14 protein-coding genes and 2 pseudogenes are annotated in these 15,776 nt (G+C 72.5%); 5 read left to right on the top strand and 11 right to left on the bottom strand.

Translation table 11 applies throughout. The features are described from left to right. Nucleotides 1–2: 2 nt before the first annotated feature. Nucleotides 3–1,106, top strand: coding sequence for a DNA polymerase III subunit beta (gene dnaN / locus ABTY59_RS23125; protein ID WP_352020893.1), 1,104 nt, complete (start codon nucleotides 3–5; stop codon nucleotides 1,104–1,106). 4 nt (nucleotides 1,107–1,110) lie between these two features. Here the strand turns inward: dnaN and ABTY59_RS23130 are convergent, their stop codons facing one another. From ABTY59_RS23130 to ABTY59_RS23160, 7 genes and pseudogenes are all read right to left on the bottom strand, one after another. Continuing rightward, the gene (locus tag ABTY59_RS23130; protein WP_352020894.1) at nucleotides 1,111–2,463 is read right to left on the bottom strand and encodes a hypothetical protein; all 1,353 of its coding nucleotides are present in this window, start codon (nucleotides 2,461–2,463) and stop codon (nucleotides 1,111–1,113) included. 43 nt (nucleotides 2,464–2,506) lie between these two features. Further along, nucleotides 2,507–4,123, bottom strand: a complete 1,617-nt coding sequence (gene cimA, locus ABTY59_RS23135) for a citramalate synthase (protein WP_352020895.1) — start codon at nucleotides 4,121–4,123, stop codon at nucleotides 2,507–2,509. Nucleotides 4,124–4,405: 282 nt separating this feature from the next. Continuing rightward, nucleotides 4,406–5,734 (bottom strand): MFS transporter, encoded by a 1,329-nt coding sequence (locus ABTY59_RS23140; protein ID WP_352020896.1) that lies wholly within the window; start codon nucleotides 5,732–5,734, stop codon nucleotides 4,406–4,408. Nucleotides 5,735–5,808: 74 nt separating this feature from the next. Next, nucleotides 5,809–6,354 (bottom strand): TetR family transcriptional regulator C-terminal domain-containing protein, encoded by a 546-nt coding sequence (locus ABTY59_RS23145; RefSeq protein ID WP_352020945.1) that lies wholly within the window; start codon nucleotides 6,352–6,354, stop codon nucleotides 5,809–5,811. Between the two features lie 195 nt (nucleotides 6,355–6,549). Next, a complete protein-coding gene (locus ABTY59_RS23150) occupies nucleotides 6,550–7,566 on the bottom strand; it encodes an agmatine deiminase family protein (RefSeq protein ID WP_352020897.1) in 1,017 nt (338 codons plus the stop codon). Nucleotides 7,567–7,576: 10 nt separating this feature from the next. Further along, nucleotides 7,577–8,262 (bottom strand): annotated as a pseudogene (locus tag ABTY59_RS23155) (amidohydrolase family protein); the annotation flags it as partial. Between the two features lie 37 nt (nucleotides 8,263–8,299). Further along, nucleotides 8,300–8,641, bottom strand: a pseudogene (locus ABTY59_RS23160) (urease subunit gamma); the annotation flags it as partial. Nucleotides 8,642–8,748: 107 nt separating this feature from the next. Here ABTY59_RS23160 and ABTY59_RS23165 point away from each other — a divergent pair. After that, nucleotides 8,749–10,173, top strand: a complete 1,425-nt coding sequence (locus tag ABTY59_RS23165) for a cytosine permease (RefSeq protein WP_352020898.1) — start codon at nucleotides 8,749–8,751, stop codon at nucleotides 10,171–10,173. Here ABTY59_RS23165 and ABTY59_RS23170 read toward each other — a convergent pair whose 3' ends face one another. From ABTY59_RS23170 to ABTY59_RS23180, 3 genes are all read right to left on the bottom strand, one after another. Next, on the bottom strand, nucleotides 10,174–11,283 hold the full coding sequence (locus ABTY59_RS23170) for a branched-chain amino acid aminotransferase (RefSeq protein ID WP_352020899.1): 1,110 nt from the start codon (nucleotides 11,281–11,283) through the stop codon (nucleotides 10,174–10,176). Nucleotides 11,284–11,520: 237 nt separating this feature from the next. Further along, a complete protein-coding gene (locus tag ABTY59_RS23175; RefSeq protein ID WP_352020900.1) occupies nucleotides 11,521–12,561 on the bottom strand; it encodes a 3-isopropylmalate dehydrogenase in 1,041 nt (346 codons plus the stop codon). 89 nt (nucleotides 12,562–12,650) lie between these two features. Next, nucleotides 12,651–12,782, bottom strand: coding sequence for a hypothetical protein (locus tag ABTY59_RS23180; protein WP_256341282.1), 132 nt, complete (start codon nucleotides 12,780–12,782; stop codon nucleotides 12,651–12,653). A gap of 382 nt (nucleotides 12,783–13,164) precedes the next feature. Here ABTY59_RS23180 and ABTY59_RS23185 point away from each other — a divergent pair, with 382 nt between their 5' ends. Then, nucleotides 13,165–13,506, top strand: a complete 342-nt coding sequence (locus ABTY59_RS23185; protein WP_352020901.1) for a PadR family transcriptional regulator — start codon at nucleotides 13,165–13,167, stop codon at nucleotides 13,504–13,506. Beyond that, complete coding sequence (locus ABTY59_RS23190) at nucleotides 13,503–14,252, top strand: hypothetical protein (RefSeq protein ID WP_352020902.1); 750 nt, start codon at nucleotides 13,503–13,505, stop codon at nucleotides 14,250–14,252. Before ABTY59_RS23185 ends, ABTY59_RS23190 begins: the two co-directional genes overlap by 4 nt. Nucleotides 14,253–14,259: 7 nt before the next feature. Here the strand turns inward: ABTY59_RS23190 and ABTY59_RS23195 are convergent, their stop codons facing one another. Then, complete coding sequence (locus ABTY59_RS23195; RefSeq protein ID WP_352020903.1) at nucleotides 14,260–14,796, bottom strand: GNAT family N-acetyltransferase; 537 nt, start codon at nucleotides 14,794–14,796, stop codon at nucleotides 14,260–14,262. Between the two features lie 95 nt (nucleotides 14,797–14,891). Between ABTY59_RS23195 and ABTY59_RS23200 the strand changes: the two genes are divergently transcribed. Then, nucleotides 14,892–15,770, top strand: coding sequence for an alpha/beta fold hydrolase (locus tag ABTY59_RS23200; RefSeq protein WP_352020904.1), 879 nt, complete (start codon nucleotides 14,892–14,894; stop codon nucleotides 15,768–15,770). The last annotated feature ends 6 nt before the right edge of the window (nucleotides 15,771–15,776 follow it).

A 15,776-nucleotide genomic window follows, 5' to 3' on the forward strand; every position in this document is an offset into this window, starting at 1 on the left:
GCATGGAATTCCGTATCGACAGCGCCGTGTTGACCGACGCCGTGGCCTGGGCCGCGCGCGTGCTGCCGGCCCGCTCCCCGATGCCCGTCCTCGGTGGCCTGCTCCTTGAGGCGGGCGGCGACGGGCTGCGCGTCTCGGGCCTCGACCACGAGGCCTCGGCCCGCGTCGAGGTCGAGGCCGACGTGGCCGTCGAGGGCCGGGCGCTGGTCCTGGGCCGGCGTCTGCTCGACATCTGCAAGGTGCTGCCCAGGGGCGTCACCGAGTTCGCCGTCGAGGGCGCCCGCCTCTCCGTGACCTCGGGCGACGCCCGGTTCGGCCTCTCCCTGCTGCCGCTCGACGACTATCCGGCCGCGCCCGCCCTGCCCGCCGTGCGCGGCCTCGTGGACGGGGACGCCTTCGCGACGGCGGTCGGCCAGGTCGCCGTGGCCGCGGGCCGTGACGACTCACTGCCCGTCCTGACCGGGATACGGCTGGCCCTGGACGGCGCCACCATGACCCTGGCCGCCACCGACCGCTACCGGTACGCGGTCCGCACCCTGGAGTGGCGGCCGGAGGCCGGCGCCCCGGCGGAGGAGGCCGACGTGGTCGTGCCGGCCCGCCGGCTCACCGAGATCGCCCGCTCCCTCGCGGGCGCGGGCCCGGCCCGCCTCGCGCTGGACTCCGGATCCCTCGGCTTCGAGAGCGCCGGCACCCGCACCACCACCCGGCTGCTCGACGGCCGGCTCCCCCGCCACGACAAGCTCTTCGCCCTGGGGGAGCACGCCCTCGCGGTCACCGCGCGGGTGCCGCTGGCCGAGGCCGTCAAGCGGGTCGCGGTGGTCGCGGAGGGCGACAGCCCGGTCCAGCTGGCCTTCTCCCCCACCGGCCTGCACCTCCAGGCGGGTTACGAGGACGACGTGGCCTCCCAGCGCCTCCCCGGCACCCTCGCCGGCTCGGAGGCCCTGACGGTCGCCTTCAACCCGGGCTACCTCCTGGACGCGCTGGGCTCGCTGGACTCCCCCGAGGTCCGCTTCCACCTCCTGGGCCCCGGGCAGCGCGCCCTGCTCACCGACGGCCCCGAGGCGACTCACCGCCATCTGCTGATGTCGGTGAAGCCGCTGGTCTGAGCCGTCAGAACCCTCCGCCGCCGTCGAATCCTCCGCCGCCGCCGAAGTCGCCGCCGCCCCCGAAGTCGCCTCCGCCGAAGTCGCCCGAGCCGAAGTCCCCGGCGCTGAAGTCGCCGCCGGAGGGGTCGCCGCCGCCGAAGTCGCCGCCGCCGTACTCGGAGGCGTACGCGGGAGTGGAGAGCATCGAGCCGAGCACGGTGCCGACGAGGAGTCCGGGGAGCATGCCGCCGCCGAAGTAGCCGCCCGCCCAGGGGCCGTAGGCCGGGCCGGCCTCCCAGTAGGGGCGGCGGCCGGTGTCGGTGTCGACGGTGCGGGCGACGGGGTCGAGGCCGTCGTCGAGGCGGGCCGCGTCGACCGCGCAGACCGGGACCTGCCGGGGGGCGCCGCCGGCCGGGGTCCAGGTCCGGTCGTCGGCGGCCGGGCCGTGGCGCGGGTCGAAGAAGCACGGGGGCCTGCGCTCGGGGAGCGGGCGGGACTCGCGGCGCGCGGCCAGGACGGCGAGGGAGAAGCGGCCGTCCTCCAGGGCCTCGGTGACACCGCGGACCTCGTGCGGCCGGGTGGCCGCGCCCATCAGGGACTTGGCCCGGTCGTAGGAGTCGAGGGCGCGCTCGTAGTCGCCGCGCATGGCGTCGTCGGCGCCGCGCTCGGCGGGATGGAAGTCGAGGCGTTCGAGTTCCTCACCGAAGGCGGTGATGTCCTCGTCGACGACGACCCGGAGCCGGTCGAGCGCGGCGCGCTCCTCGGCCTCCTTGCGGAGCCGGTTACGGCGGACCACGGCGTAGGCGCCCGCACCGGCGGCGACGACGACCGCGCCGAGGGTGACGAGCCCGGCGACGGGGACCGGTGAGTCCGTGCCGGCGGAGCCCCAGGAGGCGGGGGCGGAGCCGCGCATGGCGGGCAGGGCCTGGTCGACGAAGGCGTTCAGTTCCTCGGCGGCGTCCGCGTCGGGCGCGCGGACGGTGGTGACGAGGTTCTGCACGGCGGCCGGGGACATCACGGACGGGTCGACGCCCGCGTCGAAGCGGTCGCCGAGGCGGACCGCGTACAGGCCGGCGATGCCGGTCTGGGCCCGCAGGTTGTCGATGAGGCCCTGGGGCGGGAACTGCGCGTTCGCGGGGAGCACCGCCACGAAGAGCGGTTTGTCCGCGTCCTTGATCTTCCGCGCGAGGGCGTTCGCCTCGGCCGTGGAGAGCTGGCCGGCGGCGCCGGGGTCGACGTACACCGGGCCCTGTCTCAGGGCGGCGGCCGCGTCGGGCACGCCCGTGGCCCTGGCGCTCGCGGTGGGCGCCAGGACCAAGAGCAGGAGCAGGATCAGCCCGCCGAGGGCCGACCGTACGGATATCGCCCTGGTCCTCATGGTTCGACGCTACCCGAACCGGACCTAACGGGATATAGCTGGCTTATTCTGCGGGGTCGATCCCGGCCCGCAGCAGGCCGTAGGTGAAGGCGTCCTCCAGGGCCTGCCAGGACGCGGCGATGACGTTCTCGCCGACGCCGACCGTGGACCACTCGCCGTTGCCGTCGCTGGTGGTGACCAGGACCCGGGTCGTGGACTCGGTGCCGTGGCGGCCCTCCAGGATGCGGACCTTGTAGTCGACCAGCTCGAACTTGGCGAGGTTGGGGTAGATCCGCTCCAGGCCCACCCGCATCGCCCGGTCGAGGGCGTTGACCGGGCCGTTGCCCTCGGCGGTGGCGACGATCCGCTCGCCCTTGGCCCAGAGCTTCACGGTCGCCTCGTTGGCGTGGGTGCCGTCGGGCCGGTCCTCGACGATCGCGCGCCAGGACTCCGTGCGGAAGTAGCGGCGGGCCCGGCCCTCGGCCTCCTCCCGGAGCAGCAGCTCGAAGGAGGCGTCGGCGGCCTCGTACGTGTAGCCCTTGAGCTCGCGCTCCTTGACCCGCTCGACGACGCGGGCGACGAGCTCGCGGTCGCCGCCCAGGTCGACGCCGAGCTCCTTGCCCTTGAGCTCGATGGAGGCGCGGCCGGCCATGTCGGAGACCAGCATCCGCATGGTGTTGCCGACCAGCTCGGGGTCGATGTGCTGGTAGAGGTCGGGGTCGACCTTGATCGCGGAGGCGTGCAGTCCGGCCTTGTGGGCGAAGGCGGAGACGCCGACGTACGGCTGGTGCGTGGAGGGGGTGAGGTTGACGACCTCGGCGATGGCGTGCGAGATCCGGGTCATCTCGGCGAGGGCGCCCTCGGGCAGGACGCTCTTGCCGTACTTCAGCTCCAGGGCCGCGACGACGGGGAACAGGTTGGCGTTGCCGACCCGCTCGCCGTAGCCGTTGGCGGTGCACTGGACGTGGGTGGCGCCCGCGTCGACGGCGGCGAGGGTGTTGGCGACGGCGCAGCCGGTGTCGTCCTGGGCGTGGATGCCGAGGCGGGCGCCGGTGTCGGCGAGGACGGTGGCGACGACGGCCTGGATCTGCGCGGGCAGCATGCCGCCGTTGGTGTCGCAGAGGATGACGACGTCGGCGCCGGCCTCGTGGGCGGCGCGGACGACGGCCTTGGCGTAGTCCGGGTTCGCCTTGTAGCCGTCGAAGAAGTGCTCGCAGTCGACGAAGACCCGGCGCCCCTGGGCGGTCAGGTGGGCGACGGTGTCGCGGACCATCTCCAGGTTCTCGTCGAGCGTGGTGCGCAGGGCGAGCTCGACGTGCCGGTCGTGCGACTTGGCGACCAGGGTGATCACGGGGGCGCCGGAGTCGAGGAGCGCCTTGACCTGCGGGTCCTCGGCCGCACTGCCCCCGGCCCTGCGGGTGGCGCCGAAGGCGACGAGCTGCGCGTTCTTGAACGCGATCTCCTGCCGGGCGCGGGCGAAGAACTCCGTGTCGCGCGGGTTGGCGCCGGGCCAGCCGCCCTCGATGAAGCCCACGCCGAAGTCGTCGAGGTGCCGGGCGATGGTCAGCTTGTCCGCGACGGTGAGGTTGATGCCTTCACGCTGCGCCCCGTCGCGCAGGGTCGTGTCGAAGACATGGAAGCTGTCGTCGAGGCGCGAGCCCTCGGCGTTCTCCGTGGTCATGGCTGTGATGGCTCCTGTCGGATGTGGCTCCGGAAGGTATGGATCCACTTGCCCCCATTCTCACGCGTCGTCCGCTTCCGGCGTGGGTGGGGCCGGAAAACGAAAAAACCCCTCGCGGGTGCGAGAGGTCTGCGCGCGGGTCTGGGGCACGGTGTCCACTGCCGCGGGGGTCGTGCCGCGATTCAGTGGCCACTGCGGACCGGCGCGCCGCTGCCGATAATCATCGTGGTAGCAAGCACGCCGGAAGTCTGACACAGGTGTGGTGCCGCCGGGACGGCGGTCTCACGATACGGGCAGTTGATCTCGCTTCGGGTCTTCGGGCACGGCTCCCGCCGCGCCGACGCGGCCCAGGTCGATGTCCCGGGTCTCGCGCATCGCGAGGTAGACGATCAGCGAGACGGCCGCGCAGCCCGCCACGTACCAGGAGAAGCCCGACTCGATGCCCGCGTCCTTGAACCAGAGCGCCACGTACTCGGCGGTGCCGCCGAAGAGCGCGTTGGCGATCGCGTACGGCAGGGCGACGCCGAGGGCGCGGATGCCCGTCGGGAAGAGCTCGGCCTTCACACAGGCGTTGATCGAGGTGTAGCCGGTGACGACGACGAGCGCGAGGAGGGAGAGGCCGAGGGCCGGCCAGAAGGACCCGGCGTGCCTCAGCATCGTCAGGATCGGGACGGTGAGCAGCGTGGAGCCGACCGCGAAGGTGATGAGCAGCGGGCGGCGCCCGATCCGGTCGGAGAGCCGCCCGGCGAGCGGCTGCAGGCAGGCGAAGACGATCAGGGCGCAGAAGGAGACCAGGGTGGCGGTCTGCTTGGGCAGCCCGGCGGAGTTGGACAGGTACTTGGTGAGGTAGGTGGTGTACGTGTAGTAGGCCACCGTCCCGCCCATGGTGAGCGCGACGACGAGGAAGGCCTCCCGCTTGTGCGCCCACAGCGCCTTGAGGGTGCCCTGCTGTCCGTGGGCCACCCCGGAGTCGGCGGTCTCCTCGTACACCTCCGTCTCCAGCATGTTCCGGCGCAGGTAGAAGACGACGGCCGCGCCGAGGGCGCCGACGACGAAGGGGATGCGCCAGCCCCAGGCGTGCAGGGCGTCGGAGGACAGGGTGTGCTGGAGGACCAGCAGCAGGCCGAGGCCGAGGACCTGGCCCGCGGTCATCGACACGTACTGGAAGCTGGAGGCGAAGCCGCGGTGCTCGGGCGCGGAGGCCTCGGTGAGGTAGGTGGCGCTGGCCGCGTACTCGCCGCCGACAGAGAGGCCCTGGAGGAGACGGGCGAGGAGGAGGACGGCGGCGCCGCCGTACCCGGCGACGGCGTACGTCGGGGCGACGGCGATCAGCACGGCCGACGCGGACATCAGCGTGACGGTGAGGGTGAGCGCCGCCTTGCGGCCCTTCCGGTCGCCGACCCGGCCCAGGAGCCAGCCGCCGACGGGGCGCATGAAGAAGCCGACGGCGAAGATGCCGGCGGTGTTCATGAGCTTGGCGGTGTCGTCCCCCTCGGGGAAGAAGGCCCCCGCGAAGTAGGTGGCGAAGCTCGCGTACACGAACCAGTCGAACCACTCGACCATGTTGCCCGCGGAGCCGATCCAGATCTTCTTCCAGTGCTCTCGTCCCATGGGCAGGAACCGTGCCGGAACCCTCGCGCGGGCCACAAGGCGGTGGGGGCAACGATCGGGAGTACTTGCGTGCCTTACGGTCGCGAGATCAGGGTTTCGGCGACGAACTCCCGTACGTGCTCGATGACTTGCGCGCGCCCCGTGCCCGGGATGCCGACCGCGACGTGCACGCTGAAGCCGTCGAGGAGAGCCCTCGTCCGGGTCGCGAAGCGGTCCGGGTCGACCGGCCGGAACTCCCCCCGCGAGATCCCTTCGGCGAGGATCGCGACCAGGTCCCGGTGCCAGGCGCCCTCGATGGCGGCCTGCCGGGCGCGGGCGTCGGCGTCGGCGTTCTGCGACCGGTTCCAGACCTCCAGCCAGAGGGTCCAGTGCGGGTCGCGGGGCCCGTCGGGCACGTACACCTCGATGTACCCGTCGAGCCGCTCGCGCGCCGTCCCCGGCCGGGACAGCAGGGCGCTCCGCTCGGCCCCGAGCCGCCCCTCGCTCCACTCCAGGGTCCGCAGCAGCAGCTCGTCCTTGGTGCCGAAGTAGTAGAGGAGGTGCCCGCTGCTCATCCCGACCTGCCGCCCGAGCCCGGCCATGGTCAGCCCGTCGAGCCCGCGCTCGGCGATGGTGTCCATGGCGGCGGCGAGCACGTCCTCACGGGGCGGTGCCGCCTGGTTGCGCCGGCGGGGGTGGGAGGAGGGGGCGGGGTTGCTGCTCTGACTCACTCGTACGTTCTACCCGATCGTCCTCGTGACGGCGCACGGGCCACCGGGATGCGGGATCGGCGCGGCCGCGCGCCCGCACGGAGCGCGCGGCCGTCGCCGGCCGGTTCAGACCTTCGGCTGCTGCTGCGTGATGCAGTGGATGCCGCCGCCGCCCGCGAAGATCGTGCGGGCGTCGACCAGGACGACCTCGCGCTCCGGGAAGAGGCGGCGGAAGATCTCGGCCGCGACCTCGTCGTGCGGGTCGTCGAAGCCGCACAGCACCACGCCGCCGTTGCACAGGTAGTGGTTGATGTACGAGTAGTCGACCCAGTCGCCCTCCTCGTCCTTGAGGACGGTCGGCGCCGGGACCTCGATGACCTCCAGCGGGCGGCCCTTCGCGTCGGTCTGGCCGCGCAGGATCTCCACGTACGTCTTCGAGCGCACGTAGTCGGGGTGGGCGGGGTCCTGCTGGCTGTGGACCAGCACCGTGCCGGGGCGGGCGAAGGCGGCGACGATGTCGACGTGGCCCTGGGTGCCGTACTGGCCGTAGTCGCCGGCGAGGCCGTGCGGCAGCCAGACCGCCTTGGTCGTGCCGAGCTTGGCGTGGATCTCCTGCTCGACCTGCTCGCGGGTCCACTCGGGGTTGCGGCCGGAGCCCAGCTGCACGGTGTCGGTGAGGAGGACGGTGCCCTCGCCGTCGACGTGGATGGCGCCGCCCTCGTTGACGAGGGGCGAGGAGAGCACGGGGACCCCGGCCGCGTCCGCGACATGGCGGGCGATCTTGGAGTCGTGCTCCCAGCGGGCCCAGTCCTGAGCGCCCCAGCCGTTGAACACCCAGTCCACGGCGGCGAGTTCGGTGCCGTTGGTGACGAAGGTCGGGCCGATGTCGCGCATCCAGGCGTCGTCGAGCTCGCGCTCGACGAGGTCGATCTCCGGGCCGAGGAGCGCGGCGGCGGACTCCGTGTCGCCGGGGGCGACGACCACCGTGACGGGCTCGAAGCGGCGGACGGCGCGGGCCACGGACGCCCAGGCGGTACGGGCCTCGGCCAGCTCCTCCGCGTTGGTGAAGGTGGGGTTGGCGCTGGGCCAGGCCATCCAGGTGCGCTCGTGGGGCATCCACTCGGCGGGCATGCGGTAGGTCATGGTTCGGGTCCTAGAGGAAGTAGAGGCGGTTGAGGGAGACGGACTCGGCCGGTTCGGAGCGGATCGGTGAGCCGTCGAGCGAGACGAGGCCGGTCCGGTCGTCGACCTGCACGTCGCCGACGCGGGAGTTGAAGCGCAGGTCGGCCGGAGCCGCGCCGTGGGCGCCGAACAGCGGTCCGAGGACCAGCGGCTGACAGGTGTCGGTGGCGGCGTTCGGATCGCCCACGACCCCCCACGCGGGGAAGCCGTTCTTGATGACCATCTGCGGCTTGGCGCCGAAGGACTCCGGTCGCCAGAGCACGATGTCGGCCATCTTCCCGACCTCGATCGAGCCGATCTCGTGGGCGAGGCCGTGGGCGATCGCCGGGTTGACGGCGAGCTTGGCGGTGTAGCGGAGCACGCGCGCGTTGTCGTCGTGCGCGCCGTCGCCCTCCATCGGGCCCAGCTCGGCCTTCGTCTTCCCGGCCATGGCGAAGGTCCGGCGTACGGTCTCGCCGGCCCTTCCCATCCCCTGCGCGTCGGAGGGGTGATCCCGATCGCGCCGAGGTCGTGCAGGACGTCCTCCGCGCCCGTCGTCCCGGCCCTGATCCGGTCGCGCGCCGTGGCGGCGTCGCCCGGGAGGTCGGTCTCCAGGTCGTGGACGCAGACGATCATCCCGTAGTGCTCGGCGACCGCGTCGCGGCCGAAGGGCCTCGTCCCGGGCGCCGGGCGCGTCCAGCGGACCGTCGACCAGACCGGCGAAGCCGATGGCGACGCGGGCGACGCCGATCGGCACGAGGCCGACCTCGGCCTCGCCGCCCGGGTCGAAGCGGAAGGAGGCTCCGGCCGGGATGGCCACCGGGACCGTCGCCGTGTTCCGTACGAGGAGGGTGAGCGCCGGCTCGGACGCGTCGGGGTGCCCGGGGCCGGGCAGCCTCGCGAGCGCGGTCGTCTCGGGCACGTTGAGCCTCAGGCCCCTGGCCCGGCGGGCGCGGGCGAGTTCGGCGGCACCGAAGAGAAGCAGCCGGTCGCGTTCCGTGGGGTTCAGTCTCACGACCCAGTCACCTCCTGCACTTGCGACACGTTTGAGCGACACTCTAAATGTTAAGACCTCGCCTTCCAAGCATTGACGTCACCGACAGGCGTGGGTCACATTGAGCGCCGCTCTAAATATGTCCCCGTCCGCCCCCGCAGGGAGTCCTCATGCCGATAGAACAGCGCGGAGTCGACACGATCCCCGAGGCCGAACGCACCAGCGGCCCCCGGGATCTCGTCTCGATCCTGCTCGGTTCCAACCTCTGTCTGGGGGTGATCGTCTTCGGCTGGCTCCCGGTGTCCTTCGGGCTCGGATTCTGGGCCTCGGTGACCTCCGTCGTCACCGGCACCCTCGTCGGCGTCGCGGTCACCGCCCCGCTCGCGCTCGTGTCGCTGCGCACCGCGACCAACCTCTCCACCTCCTCCGGCGCCTTCTTCGGCGTCCGCGGCCGGCTCGTCGGCTCGGTGGTCGGGCTCCTGCTCTCGCTCGGTTACACCGCGCTGACCCTCTGGATCGGCGGCGACGTGATGGTGGGCACACTCGCCCGGCTGATCGGCCTGCCGACCGGCGGCGCGGCCCACGCCGCCGTCTACGCGCTCCTGGCGGCCTGCACCGTGGTGGGCGCGGTGTACGGCTACCGGCTGCTGCTCCGGCTGAGCAAGGCGCTCGCGATCGGCATGACGGTGCTCCTCGCCGTCGGCCTGGCCGCCTACGCCGGGGACTTCACGACGGCGGCGGTGCCGGACACCCCGTACCTGCTCGGCTCCTTCTGGCCGACCTGGCTGCTGGCCGCCGTCGCGGCGGGCCTCAGCGGGCCGGTGGCCTTCATCACCCTGCTCGGCGACTACACCCGGTACGTCTCCCCCGAGCGGTACAGCCCGAAGACCGTGTGGCGCGCCACCGTCCTGGGCCTGACCGTCGGCCTGCTCGTCCCGCAGCTCTTCGGCACCTTCACCGCCCTGGCGGCGCGCGGCGGCCTCGACTACGCGGGCCCGCTCGTCGACGCGTCGCCCGTCTGGTACCTCGTACCGCTGCTCATCGCCGCCACCGCCGGCTCCGTCGGCAACGCGGGCCTGATGCTGTACTCGATGGGTCTCGACCTCGACGCCATCCTGCCGAAGGCCACGCGCGCGCGTGCCACGCTCGTGGTCGCCGCGGTGGCGACGGCCTTCGTCTTCCTCGGCCACTTCGCCTCGGACGCCCAGACGGCCATGACCTCGTTCGTCCTGCTGCTCACCGCGATCGGCACCCCGTGGGCGGTGATCACCCTGATCGGGCACGCGCGCTGCGGCGGGCGGTACGACCCGGAGGCGCTCCAGGTCTTCAACAACCGCTCGCGCGGCGGGATCTACTGGTTCTCGGCGGGCTGGCACCCGCGCGCCACCGTCTCCTGGGCGATCGGCGCGGCGGTCGGCCTGGCCGCGGTGTCGACGCCCCTCTACGAAGGGCCGCTGCTCGCCCTCACGGGCGGGATCGACTGCAGCTTCGTCCTCTCGGGGATCGCGGGCGGCGCCCTGTACGCCGTCCTGACGCCGAACAGGGCTCCCGAGGCCGTGACGACGGCCCCGGAAGCCCTGGCGGCGACGGAGTAGTTACTTGCCGAGCTCGTGCATCCAGCCGTGGACGTCCTCGGACTTCCCGGTCTGGATCGCGAGCAGCGCCTCGCGCAGCTTCATCGTGACCTCGCCGGGCTCGCCGCCCGACTGCTGCCACTCGCCCCGGGCGGACTTGACCGTGCCGACCGGGGTGATGACGGCGGCGGTGCCGCAGGCGAAGACCTCGGTGAGGGTGCCGTTCTCGGTGTCGGCCTGCCACTGGTCGATGGAGACGCGGGCCTCCTCGGACTCGTAGCCCAGGTCCTTCGCGACCCTGAGGAGCGAGTCACGGGTGATGCCGGCGAGCAGCGAACCGGTGAGGGTCGGCGTGACGATCCTCGGCTTCTCGCCGGACGCGCCCCCGTACACGAAGTACAGGTTCATGCCGCCGAGCTCCTCGACCCACTTGTGCTCGACCGCGTCGAGGTAGCAGACCTGGTCGCAGCCCTTGGCCGCCGCCTCGGCCTGCGCGAGCAGGGAGGCCGCGTAGTTGCCGCCGGTCTTGGCGTCGCCGACGCCGCCGGGGACGGCGCGGACGCGGTCCTCGGAGGCCCAGATGGAGACCGGCTTCACGCCGCCCTGGAAGTACGGACCGGCCGGCGAGGCGATGACGACGAAGAGGTACTCGTTGGCCGGGCGGACGCCCAGGCCGACCTCGGTGGCGATCATGAACGGACGCAGGTAGAGCGAGTCCTCGCCGCCGTGCGCCGGGACCCAGGCCTCGTCGTGCCTGACGAGCACGTCACAGGCCTCGACGAAGGTCTCGACCGGAAGCTCGGGCATGCCGAGCCGGCGGGCGGAGGCCTGGAAGCGGCGGGCGTTGGCGTCGGGGCGGAACGTGGCGACCGAGCCGTCGGGGCGGCGGTAGGCCTTCAGGCCCTCGAAGATCTCCTGCGCGTAGTGCAGGACGTTCGTGGCCGGGTCCAGGGAGAGCGGACCGTACGGCACGAGCTGGGCGTCGTGCCAGCCGCGGCCCTCGGTCCACCGGATGGTGACCATGTGGTCGGTGAAGTGGCGGCCGAATCCCGGGTTGGCCAGGATCGCCTCGCGCTCCGCGGCGGACAGCGGGCTGGAGGAGGGCTTGAGCTCGATCGTGGGCGTCGTCATGAGTGCGTGTCCTTCACCGGTTGTGTGGAGAGGACCGCGCGCGTACGCCCTGGCGAGGCGGCGTCCGGGCATGCCCGTATGCCGCGGCCCCACGTTCGATTATCGCCCGTGGGGACCTGTGCGGGAAACGGGTGAGCGCGGTCCGGAGTTCGGGGGGAGCGCCCCGCGGCCGCGCATGCGGCAGCCGCCGGGCTGTGGTGCGACCCGGCGGCTGCTGTCGATGTCAGTCGGCGCGGGTCAGCTCGCTACTCGCGCGGCGAGCGCGTCGCCGATCTCGTCCGTGGTGCGGACGGAGTCGCCGCGCGCGGTCAGGTCGGCGGCGACGGCCTCCTCGACCCGGGCGGCCTCGGTCTCGTAGCCGAGGTGGCGGAGCAGGAGGGCGACGGAGAGGACGGTGGCCGTGGGGTCGGCCTTGCCCTGGCCCGCGATGTCCGGCGCGGAGCCGTGGACCGGCTCGAACATGGACGGGAACGCGCCGCTCGGGTTGATGTTGCCGGAGGCGGCGACGCCGATGCCGCCGGAGACGGCCGCGGCGAGGTCGGTGATGATGTCGCCGAAGAGGTTGTCGGTGACGATCACGTCGAAGCGGGCCGGGTCGGTGACGAGGAAGATCGTCGCGGCGTCGACGTGCAGGTAGTCGGTGGTGACCTCGGGGTACTCGGCCGCGACCTTCTGGAAGATGTTCGTCCAGAGGTGGCCGGCGAAGGTCAGCACGTTGTTCTTGTGGACCAGCGTCAGCTTCTTGCGCGGGCGGGCCTGGGCGCGGGCGAAGGCGTCCCGGACCACGCGCTCGACACCGAAGGCGGTGTTGACCGAGACCTCGGTGGCGACCTCGTGCTCGGTGCCCTTGCGGATGGTGCCGCCGTTGCCCGTGTACGGACCCTCGGTGCCCTCGCGGACCACGACGAAGTCGATCTCGGGCTGCCCGGCGAGCGGGGTGGCCACGCCGGGGAGCAGCTTCGAGGGACGCAGGTTCACGTGGTGGTCGAAGGCGAAGCGGAGCTTCAGCAGGAAGCCGCGCTCCAGGACGCCGGACGGCACCGACGGGTCGCCGATGGCGCCGAGCAGGATGGCGTCGTGCTTCTTGAGCGAGTCGAGGTCGGCGTCGGTGAGGGTCTCACCGGTGGCGTGGTAGCGCTTGGCGCCGAAGTCGTACTCCTCGGTCTCCAGCTTCACGTCCTGGGGAAGGACGGCCGCGAGGACCTTGAGGCCCTGGGCCACGACCTCCTGGCCGATGCCGTCGCCGGGAATGACTGCGAGATTGATGCTGTGAGACATGTCGGCACCCTACTCTTCGTCCCATCGTCTGACACGTTCCGTCCGCCATGTGGACGAACCGACGGCCGGACGAGACGGGCCGGGATGGATCAGTGGCCGGTGGAGCCGCCGTTGTCACGGCGGTCGAGGGCACGCTGGAGGGCGGCGGCGGCGTTCTGCCTGGCCTCGTCGCTGGGACGGTTGGCGGAGTGGCGGACGCGGCGGGCGGTCTGAGCGGCCATGGGGGATCGACTCCTTGAGATCATTGGTGATCCGGATGTGCGGAGATCAGCTGGTGATCGAAGGCGCCGGAAAGGGCGGGGAGCGCCGCCGCAGGGGTTGCCTGCACAGGGCGTCGCGCTCTCGACCGCCATTCGCTTGATGAAGCGAGACGTTCGGCTTCTACAAAGCTAGGGCAGGCCCGCGCATCTGTCTCCACAATTACTCGGACTTCCTACTATCTGAGACGGCGCCCCACACTGCGTGACCCGCCGCTCCCCCGCCTTCCCCGCCTTCCCCGCCGCCCAGCACACCGCACGCCGCACACCGCACACCGCACACCGCACCGACCCTCGCAGGCCTATATAGATTGCATTCCTACCTAGGTAGTGATGAGATGTGCCCATGGCCGCAGACCGCAGATCCAGTTGGCTCAAAGGAGTCCTCGACCTGCTCGTCCTCTCCCTCCTGAGGGACGGGGAGAGCTACGGGTACGAGATCGCCAAGGCGCTCGCCGAGGCGGGACTCGGCGAGATCAAGGGCGGGACGCTCTACCCCGTCCTGAACCGCCTGGAGGAGGCCGGTCTGGTGGAGGCCGAGTTCCGCGCCGCCGAGCGCGGCCCGGGACGGCGCTACTACCGGCTCACGGCCCTCGGCCGCGAGCGGCTCGCGGCCGAGACCGGGGCGTGGCTGACCTTCCACAGCGCCGTACAGACCATGCTCAGTCCAGGGGGAACGAGACCATGACCACCGACGCCTACTTCGCCGAGCTCGCCGGCTCGCTGCGCGCCGCCCGCGTGCCGGACGAGCAGATCGACGCGACCGTCGAGGACCTGCGGGCCCACCTCGCGGAGACGGGGACGGCCCCGGAGGAGGAGTTCGGCCCCGCCGCCGCGTTCGCCGCGCAGCTCGGCGGTCTCGCGCCGGCGCCCGGCGAGCCCGACGAGCTCGCGGAGTCCTGGACCTGGACGGCCGACCTCTTCAACGACCGCCGGATGCTGGCCGTCCACGGCGACCAGGGCTGGGAGGTCGAGGGGCTCGACGCGATCGGCCGGTTCGTCTGCCGCCGCACGCCCGGGTCGGCACTGCGCTGGGAGTACCGCCGCGAGGTGATCGCCGGGCGCCGGCGCGGCCGCGTCCTCGACGAGCTCACGCCGGAGGGCTGGGAGCTGTGCGGGGAGTGGCTGGTGTACGGCTACTTCAAGCGGCCGCGCGCGGCGACCGCGGGCCCGGCCGGCACCGTGGGGGCCCCGACGCCCGCTCCGCGGCGGTGGCTGTTCCTGAGCCGCCGGGGCAAGGCGGTGCTCACGGCCTGGTTCGTCCTCGTCGCCGGCGCGATGGCGGCGTTCTTCATCGGGGTGCTCGGCACGGGCGGGCTCGCGATCACGATCGCCCTCACCTCGATGTTCTCCGCCGTGTACACCTCGCACCTGGAGACGGCCACGGGCCACGCCCGCAAGGACGCCGCCGCCGACGCCCCCGAGCGGGCCTGACGGGACCTCACATCACGTCGCCGTCCCGCCAGTCGAAGACCAGCGGGGCGGCGGGGTCCGGCAGCGCCCGGCCGGCCGCGGGCCGCAGGAAGACGGAGCCCTCGTCCTCGGCGAGGTGGACGATCCCCTCGGGCGCGAGCGCCTCGACGCGCCCGTCCCAGACCCGCCAGCCGCGTGCGCGGTAGAGCGCGGCCCCCTCGTCCGAGGCGCTGAGCGCCGCGAAGTCGTAGGTCCCGTCGATCACCCGCTCCAGGGCCGCCATCACGGCGCCGCCGAGCCCCTGCCGCCGGAGGTCCTCCCGGACGGCGACGCCTTCGACGTATCCGACGCGGTGCGAGCGGCCCCGGTGGAGCGGGCGGCGCAGGACGACGGCGCCGTGGGCGACGATGCCCCGCTCGTCCTCGATCCAGGCGTGGACGCCGCCGAGGGTGTGCTCCCAGTCGTCGTCGGAGAAGTCGCCCTCGAAGGCGGTGTCGAGCATTCCCCGTACGGAGCGGAGCCGGGCGGCGCCGAGTTCATGGGTGGGTGCGATTCTCACGGTCACCCCCTCACCCTAACCGTTCTCGAAGCATTGACAGGTTGAGCCTGGCCTGATTGAGTCCCCTCATAACCAGTGAGAGCGACTTGAGGGGTTAGATCATGTCCGTGCTGCCGACCCACCACCGCACCGTCACCGTCCGGGGCCACGAGATCGCCTACCGCGAGGCCGGCCCCGCCGACGCCCCCGTCCTGCTCCTGCTGCACGGCTTCCCCACCAGCTCGCACATGTTCCGCGACCTCATCCCCCTGCTCGCGCGCGACCACCGCCTCATCGCCCCCGATCACCTGGGATTCGGCCGCAGCGCCGCGCCCTCCGCGACCGACTTCGACTACACCTTCGCCGAACTGGCCGCACTGACCTCCGAGTTCACCGAGGCCCTCGGACTCGACCGGTTCGCGCTCTACATCCAGGACTACGGCGCCCCCATCGGCCTCCGCCTCGCCCTCGCGCACCCCGAACGGATCACGGCGATCGTCACCCAGAACGGCAACGCCTACGAGGAGGGTCTCGGCGCCGAGGCCTGGGCCCCCGTCCTGGCCCTCATCGAGAAGCGCACCCCCGAGACCGAGGGGCCCGTCCGCGCGATCCGCTCCCTCGACGGCATCCGGTGGCAGTACGAGACGGGCGTCCCCGCCGCGTACCGGGACCTGCTCAGCCCGGACGCCTGGCACCACGACGCCGCCCTGATGGCCCGCGAGGGCCAGGACGACATCCAGCTGGGCCTGATCGCCGACTACGGCTCCAACTTCGCCCTCTACCCGGCCTTCCAGGAGTACTTCCGCACCTCCCGGGTCCCGCTCCTCGCCGTCTGGGGCGAGGGCGACCAGGTCTTCGTTCCGGCGGGCGCCGAGGCCTTCCGCCGCGACCTGCCCGACGCGGAGGTCCACCTCCTGCCCACCGGCCACTTCGCCCTGGAGACCCACGCGCCGGCGATCGCCGCCCTGATCGGCGACTTCCTCGGGCGGCGCGCCCGCTAGGGGGTG

This window comes from Streptomyces sp. NPDC096079 (assembly GCF_040303145.1).
Lineage (GTDB): Bacteria > Actinomycetota > Actinomycetes > Streptomycetales > Streptomycetaceae > Streptomyces.

Bases quoted from the DNA above. Each gene is read 5' to 3' on its own strand.
- dnaN (WP_352020893.1), top strand. From the start codon at position 3: ATGGAATTCCGTATCGACAGCGCCGTGTTGACCGACGCCGTGGCCTGG.
- ABTY59_RS23130 (WP_352020894.1), bottom strand. From the start codon at position 2,463: ATGAGGACCAGGGCGATATCCGTACGGTCGGCCCTCGGCGGGCTGATC.
- cimA (WP_352020895.1), bottom strand. From the start codon at position 4,123: ATGACCACGGAGAACGCCGAGGGCTCGCGCCTCGACGACAGCTTCCAT.
- ABTY59_RS23140 (WP_352020896.1), bottom strand. From the start codon at position 5,734: ATGGGACGAGAGCACTGGAAGAAGATCTGGATCGGCTCCGCGGGCAAC.
- ABTY59_RS23145 (WP_352020945.1), bottom strand. From the start codon at position 6,354: ATGGACACCATCGCCGAGCGCGGGCTCGACGGGCTGACCATGGCCGGG.
- ABTY59_RS23150 (WP_352020897.1), bottom strand. From the start codon at position 7,566: ATGACCTACCGCATGCCCGCCGAGTGGATGCCCCACGAGCGCACCTGG.
- ABTY59_RS23165 (WP_352020898.1), top strand. From the start codon at position 8,749: ATGCCGATAGAACAGCGCGGAGTCGACACGATCCCCGAGGCCGAACGC.
- ABTY59_RS23170 (WP_352020899.1), bottom strand. From the start codon at position 11,283: ATGACGACGCCCACGATCGAGCTCAAGCCCTCCTCCAGCCCGCTGTCC.
- ABTY59_RS23175 (WP_352020900.1), bottom strand. From the start codon at position 12,561: ATGTCTCACAGCATCAATCTCGCAGTCATTCCCGGCGACGGCATCGGC.
- ABTY59_RS23180 (WP_256341282.1), bottom strand. From the start codon at position 12,782: ATGGCCGCTCAGACCGCCCGCCGCGTCCGCCACTCCGCCAACCGTCCC.
- ABTY59_RS23185 (WP_352020901.1), top strand. From the start codon at position 13,165: ATGGCCGCAGACCGCAGATCCAGTTGGCTCAAAGGAGTCCTCGACCTG.
- ABTY59_RS23190 (WP_352020902.1), top strand. From the start codon at position 13,503: ATGACCACCGACGCCTACTTCGCCGAGCTCGCCGGCTCGCTGCGCGCC.
- ABTY59_RS23200 (WP_352020904.1), top strand. From the start codon at position 14,892: ATGTCCGTGCTGCCGACCCACCACCGCACCGTCACCGTCCGGGGCCAC.